This window comes from Maribacter sp., from assembly GCF_016744255.1.
Taxonomy (GTDB): domain Bacteria; phylum Bacteroidota; class Bacteroidia; order Flavobacteriales; family Flavobacteriaceae; genus Maribacter_B.
Window position 1 is genome coordinate 1 of sequence record NZ_JADGES010000147.1, and the last position, 6027, is coordinate 6027.

The following is a 6027-nucleotide window of genomic DNA, read 5'->3' on the forward strand; positions in this document are numbered from 1 at the left end:
TTCTCAATAGAAGAGACATAAACCCTTTAAAAAAGGTTCATTGGCATAAAATAATACGAGTTGATGCTCTTTTTTATGATATTAATGTCAAAAAAAAACACCTTAACCCTCTATTATTATAACAAATAAAATGATGCCTATCTATACTTATAAGACACAAAGTAAACAGAATTTATCAATATTTTTCAAGAAATGTACTGTCTGATGGTTTCTGTAAGCCCCAATAAAGGGCTGAAAACACACCTACTTTTTAGATTAACATATGGCCAACTTTGAGTATGCTATGAAACCCTTATTATTTTCGCACATTGTTGTTGGTTGTTCGTTTTTTACTCTTAAATCTTAACATGAAATATTTTAACATCGGACTATAAAAAAATCACTTAATCTCTATGACACTTTCAGATACTTCTTTACGTACTTTCTTAAAGGAAGCAAACATATCATCTTCTGCTCTAATTCCAACTGGGAGAACCAAAACAGGAGACAAACCTAATGCTTCTAACCCTAGTACGTCACTATAACCTTGCGGTATAAATCCTTCCATAGGGCAAGAATCTATCTTTTCTACAGCACATACGGTCATTAAATTACCCAAGGCTATATATGCTTGGTGTTTAGACCATAAAAAAATCTCCTCTTCTGTCTTATTTTCAAAAGAGGTATGCATCATATTTCTATAGGGTTCTAATATTTCATCGCTTGTGCCACGTACCGCCTTTACTTTATCAAAATACCCATTCACAGTATCTTTTATGACACTTTTTTCTACACATAATACCAAAACATGAGAAGCTTGTGCCACTTGCGGTTGGCTATAGGAATGAGACACTAATTCTTGTTGCACTCCCTTATTTTGCACCACCACCATTTTTATGGGTTGTAAACCATACGATGTTGCTGTAAGGTTAAATGCGGTCTTTAGTTTCTCTAGATTTTCTTGACCAATACTTTTAGAAGTATTAAACTTCTTTACTGCATAGCGCCATTCTAAACTCTCTATTGTGTTACTCACTTTTTCTTATATTAATTAAAAAACCATAGTTTAATGGACATGATAACCACCATAACTATTAAAAACATTTTTATAAATCCGTCTCCTTTGTTCACGGAGATTCTACTTGCTAACCAAGCGCCAGTACCGTTCCCGATGGCTAAAATTAACCCTATTTTCCAATTTACCTTATCATTAAAAATAAAAACTGCCAAAGCAGAAAGCATATAGGTAAATACGACTACCACCTTGGTTACATTTGCTCGCACCAAATTCATATGGTTTACGTAGTGCAAAAACAATATCATTATAAAACCTAATCCGGCATTAATGAACCCACCATAGATACCAAAAAAGAAAAAAGCTATTATTCCCACCCATAAATACTTGCCAGTAAGTCGTTCTTCTAAATCTGCTATCTTAATTTTAGGCTTAAATATTATGATGAGCACCACAGCCATCATAACAATAGAGAGAATCTTATTAAAAGTATCGCCTTTTATATCCACCGCAATATTTGCCCCTATTATAGAACCAAAAAAAGCAGAAATACCTAAATACACATTAAATGGGAAGGTAGAAACTCCTTTACTTTTAAAGCCAGCAGTGGCTATGGCTGTTTGGATTACTATTGCCACTCGGTTCGTTCCATTCGCTACACTTGGCGGTAAACCCAAAAAGATTAGGACAGGTAATGAAAGTAAGGAACCTCCGCCAGCTAAGGTATTTATAAAACCTACTGCAAAACCAACGACAATCAATAAGGCATAATGGTACCATTCTTCCATCCTGCTAAAATAAGTCCTTAATTTTAATCTATATGTATTCTATACCATATTAGATTTTAGAGCATAAAAAACCGCAACATTAACACGTTGCGGCCTTAATTTACTAGAATGAACAATTAGTCTAATACACCTAATTCTGTCCCTATTTTTGTAAAGGCAGTTACTGCCTTGTCTATTTGTTCTGCTGTATGCGATGCTGAAATCTGCACTCTAATCCTTGCTTTTCCTTTAGGAACCACAGGATAAAAGAAAGCAACTACATAGATACCTTCGTCTAATAATTTACTAGCAAATTCTTGCGCTAGCTTAGCATCCATAAGCATTATGGGAACAATAGGATGCACCCCTGGAGTTATGGTAAACCCAGCTTCTGTCATTGCATTTCTAAACCTCTTTGTGTTTTTTTGAGACTTAATAATCAGAGAGTTATCGTTTTCTAACTTTTCTAAAACTTTAATAGATGCTCCAGCGATAGCAGGCGCCAAAGTATTAGAAAATAAGTACGGTCTAGACTTCTGCCTAAGTATATCTACAATCTCTTTTCTGGCTGCTGTAAATCCACCTGATGCTCCACCAAGTGCTTTTCCGTAGGTTCCTGTAATGATATCTACTCTACCCATTACATTTTTATATTCGTGAGTACCTCTACCTGTTTTTCCTATAAACCCTGTCGCATGACATTCATCTACCATTACCATAGCTCCATACTTATCTGCTAGATCACAAATTTCATCTAGCTTAGCTATAATACCATCCATAGAGAAAACACCATCAGTAACAATAAGTTTTCTTCTTGCTCCAGAAGCTGCTTTTAATTGCTCTTCTAACGAAGCCATATCGTTATTTTTATATCTATGGCGCGCTGCTTTACATAAGCGTATACCATCAATAATACTAGCATGGTTAAGTTCGTCGGAAATCACTGCATCTTCGGCAGTTAATAAAGGCTCAAAAACACCTCCATTAGCATCAAAAGCAGCAGCATAAAGAATACAGTCTTCTGTTCCTAGAAATTCTGCTGTCTTTTTCTCTAATTCTTTATGAATATCTTGTGTTCCGCAAATAAAGCGAACCGAAGAAAGCCCAAAACCATGGGAACGCATAGCCTCTATACCAGCTTCTATAACATCTGGATGAGCCGATAACCCTAAATAATTATTAGCACAAAAATTAAGTACCGTTTTCCCTAAAGTGGTTTTTATTTCTGCTCCTTGTTTGGTCGTAATTATTCGCTCTTTTTTGTATAATCCAGAGCTCTCTATTTCTTGTAACTCCGCTTTGAGTTCGTCTTTAACTTTTCCGTACATGTCTTTATTTATAATTGCGAATGCAAATTGTATTTTTTCTTTAACTCTATAATCATCTCATTACTAATATCATCTAATAAATAATGAGGTTCCCATTTCCAATCTTCCTGTGCCTGAATATCTAAAATAGAAGAAGGCCAACTTTGGGCTATAGCTTCTCTAAAATCTTCTTTATAAGTGGCTATAAAATCTGGATACCATTTTTTTATAGATTCTACGATCTGCGCTGGTGTAAAACTCAAAGCATTCAGATTATAGGATGTTCTTGTCTTTATTTGCTCTTTAGGAGCTTCCATTAGTTCTAATGTTGCCCTAACCGCATCTGCCATAAAAATCATAGGTAAAGCAGTATCTTTCTTTAAATAACATATGAAAGGCTCTTTATTAACTGCTTTATGATAAATATCTACTGCATAATCTGTGGTACCACCTCCTGGTAAGGATTGGTGCCCTATGATTCCAGGATATCGTAAGGAACGAACATCTACTCCATATTTGGTGAAATAGTAATTCGCCCATTGTTCTCCTGCAGCCTTACTAATACCATATACCGTTGTTGGATCTAAATAAGCATCTTGTGGTGTATTTTGCTTGGATGCCGAAGCTCCAAAAACAGCAATAGAACTCGGAAAAAATACTTTATCTAACTTATATTTACGTGCAACTTCTAAAATTGCAAAGAGCGATTTTAGATTAATATCCCACGTTTTTAAGGGTTGTTCTTCGCCTTTAGCAGATAAAATTGCTGCCAAATGATAAATCTGTGTAATATTATTTTCTACTACCAATTCTGCTACAGCGACTTCATTAGTTGCATCTAGCGGAAACAACAAGCCTTTATCTTCTGGTTTTACATACAAATCTGTGGCCAATACATTTTCAGCACCTTTTAGCTTTTTTAAAGCCTTTACCAAAACGGTGCCGAGCTGTCCTCCTGCTCCAGTAACCAATACCTTATCTACTTTCATATCCTTAGTATTTAAAGTATAAAATTATGAATATAGCGTATTATACCATAAATTAAACTTATTTTTAAATTAAAATAAGTAATTTCATCTTTAATAACCGCTTTTAAAAGTTGTTATTATTTATTTAAAATGATATTACCCTTTTAAAAACGAAAATTAACTGCCATGCAACAGATAGATGAAACCGACCTTAGAATATTACAAATTCTACAGAAGGATGCAAAAAAAACCACTAAGGAAATTGCAGAGGAACTAAACCTTACCGCCTCTCCTATTTATGAGCGTATTCGTAAGCTAGAAAAAAAAGGAATTATAAAAAAATACGTTGCTCTTTTAAATAAAAACCATTTAGATATTCCGGTAACTGCTATATGTTTGGTTTCGCAACGCTACCATAACGAGGGTTTTATAGAGAAGTTCGAAAAACAAATTAAAGGCTTAAAAGAAGTACAAGAATGCTACCATATGGCTGGTAAAGTAGACTTTTTCCTTAAAATAAATATTAAGAGCCTCCCGGCCTATCATGAATTTGTACGTACTAAATTATCCAAAATTGATAATATTGGTTTTTTGGAAAGTTATTTTGTTTTAAAAGAAATTACTGCCACAACGGAATACTCCTTTTAGACCGTTTGCCTAAAAATATATCCAAACATCAAAAAGTAGTATAAATTCTTCTAAAAAGAGTATATTAACCCGTTATTTACTCCCTCTAAGAACAAAAAAAGAATAACTAATTCCCTCTATGCCCGATCAAGAACCAGGACATTATGTATTATTAACGGATGACAATACGTATTTTGTAGAATACCTATTGGGTCATTTAGAGCTAAGTCCCAGTATAGACCAAGCTATGGTTTTTGAGGATAATGAAACTGCCTTTAATTTTCAAAAATACCTAAGAAAAGAATGTAACCTAATTACTTCTGTAAATACCTTTATAGATTAACTATATAGCACAGGTTTCACAAGTCAGCATGTCTTCCTTAAGTGTTATTTTATCTAGCTTGCTTACCACTTCATGAATAAAACTAGAATACGTAGCATCTTGTGGTGTTATATTCTTTGCTACAATCTTTGTATAAAAATTGCCTTCCCATTCTTGTCTACCCCAACAATTAGGACAAATCCCTTCTGGAGCAGAAGCTGTTTCTTCCTTGTTTAATTTTTTCTTAAAAAAGTCTTTTACGTTTTCTAACACCCCCATATTATATCTATTTTGGGTTAATAGTCGTATAAAACAACTTTTCTTTACGAGGAAAGAAGCTATTTTTCCTAAACTCTATAAAATTGAATTTTATCTTTAAAAACTGTAAACCCTTGTTTTTCTTTGGATTACTTTTCTTTTCTCTTCTATTCTATTCTCTAGAAATTAGGTATATCATTTTTCTTAAATAAAAAACAAGAAAACACTTCACAGAGTAGAAAAAGCTTTTTATATTTGCATCCGCATTCAGGGAATACCTGATGAGACAAACACTGGAGAATTGGCAGAGTGGTCGAATGCGGCAGTCTTGAAAACTGTTGAGGGTCACACCTCCGGGGGTTCGAATCCCTCATTCTCCGCAACACAAAACCCCAACCATCTAACTATTAGATTGTTGGGGTTTTATTTTTTATACCTTTACCGTTATACCTACCGTAGAGAGGGATCAAGTCTTAAAGTTAGTACTCATAGTACTTTTGGTAGATGCTATATTTTCTATTTTCGAATTCATAACTTTAAGGTATCAGGGTGTCGTTTAATTTGTGTTTTAAAAGCATTAACTAGATTAAAAAATTCTATTGTTTTCTGTACTCGTTTCAAGTGCTAAACAAAAACATAAAATTGTTTAAATAATTTTAATGTTTTATTAAACAAAATAATTGTGATATTATAAGGTTTATGGATCAAGCCTAATTGTTGTGTTTAGGCAAATATTCTAGTTAATCTAAAGAGGAAGAATTCTACGTTTTTTACTCCTCTGAAC

Annotated in this window: 7 protein-coding genes and 1 tRNA gene; 3 read left to right on the forward strand and 5 right to left on the reverse strand. The window is 33.7% G+C overall.

The annotated features are described in order from the left end of the window. Positions 1 to 379: 379 nt before the first annotated feature. The 4 genes from QZZ51_RS15885 to QZZ51_RS15900 form a co-directional block, all read right to left on the reverse strand. Positions 380 to 1015, reverse strand: a complete 636-nt coding sequence (locus tag QZZ51_RS15885) for an NAD(P)H-dependent oxidoreductase (RefSeq protein WP_291871453.1) — start codon at positions 1013 to 1015, stop codon at positions 380 to 382. 11 nt (positions 1016 to 1026) lie between these two features. After that, positions 1027 to 1782, reverse strand: a complete 756-nt coding sequence (locus tag QZZ51_RS15890; RefSeq protein WP_291871455.1) for a sulfite exporter TauE/SafE family protein — start codon at positions 1780 to 1782, stop codon at positions 1027 to 1029. A 116-nt stretch (positions 1783 to 1898) separates the two neighbouring features. After that, a complete protein-coding gene (kbl, locus tag QZZ51_RS15895) occupies positions 1899 to 3089 on the reverse strand; it encodes a glycine C-acetyltransferase (protein WP_291871457.1) in 1191 nt (396 codons plus the stop codon). Between the two features lie 8 nt (positions 3090 to 3097). Continuing rightward, complete coding sequence (locus QZZ51_RS15900; RefSeq protein ID WP_291871459.1) at positions 3098 to 4057, reverse strand: NAD-dependent epimerase/dehydratase family protein; 960 nt, start codon at positions 4055 to 4057, stop codon at positions 3098 to 3100. 165 nt (positions 4058 to 4222) lie between these two features. Between QZZ51_RS15900 and QZZ51_RS15905 the strand changes: the two genes are divergently transcribed. Together QZZ51_RS15905 and QZZ51_RS15910 are read left to right on the forward strand one after the other, a co-directional pair. Further along, entirely contained in the window at positions 4223 to 4684 is a 462-nt protein-coding gene (locus QZZ51_RS15905) for an Lrp/AsnC family transcriptional regulator (RefSeq protein ID WP_291871461.1), read from the forward strand. A gap of 118 nt (positions 4685 to 4802) precedes the next feature. After that, positions 4803 to 5006, forward strand: coding sequence for a hypothetical protein (locus QZZ51_RS15910; RefSeq protein ID WP_291871463.1), 204 nt, complete (start codon positions 4803 to 4805; stop codon positions 5004 to 5006). Here the strand turns inward: QZZ51_RS15910 and QZZ51_RS15915 are convergent, their stop codons facing one another. Further along, complete coding sequence (locus QZZ51_RS15915; RefSeq protein WP_291871465.1) at positions 5007 to 5264, reverse strand: hypothetical protein; 258 nt, start codon at positions 5262 to 5264, stop codon at positions 5007 to 5009. It lies immediately after the preceding gene. A gap of 274 nt (positions 5265 to 5538) precedes the next feature. On the opposite strand from QZZ51_RS15915, the gene QZZ51_RS15920 reads away from it, so the two are divergent. Then, positions 5539 to 5623 (forward strand) — tRNA-Ser (locus tag QZZ51_RS15920). The last annotated feature ends 404 nt before the right edge of the window (positions 5624 to 6027 follow it).

Bases quoted from the DNA above. Each gene is read 5' to 3' on its own strand.
- QZZ51_RS15890 (WP_291871455.1), bottom strand. From the start codon at position 1,782: ATGGAAGAATGGTACCATTATGCCTTATTGATTGTCGTTGGTTTTGCA.
- kbl (WP_291871457.1), bottom strand. From the start codon at position 3,089: ATGTACGGAAAAGTTAAAGACGAACTCAAAGCGGAGTTACAAGAAATA.
- QZZ51_RS15900 (WP_291871459.1), bottom strand. From the start codon at position 4,057: ATGAAAGTAGATAAGGTATTGGTTACTGGAGCAGGAGGACAGCTCGGC.
- QZZ51_RS15905 (WP_291871461.1), top strand. From the start codon at position 4,223: ATGCAACAGATAGATGAAACCGACCTTAGAATATTACAAATTCTACAG.
- QZZ51_RS15910 (WP_291871463.1), top strand. From the start codon at position 4,803: ATGCCCGATCAAGAACCAGGACATTATGTATTATTAACGGATGACAAT.
- QZZ51_RS15915 (WP_291871465.1), bottom strand. From the start codon at position 5,264: ATGGGGGTGTTAGAAAACGTAAAAGACTTTTTTAAGAAAAAATTAAAC.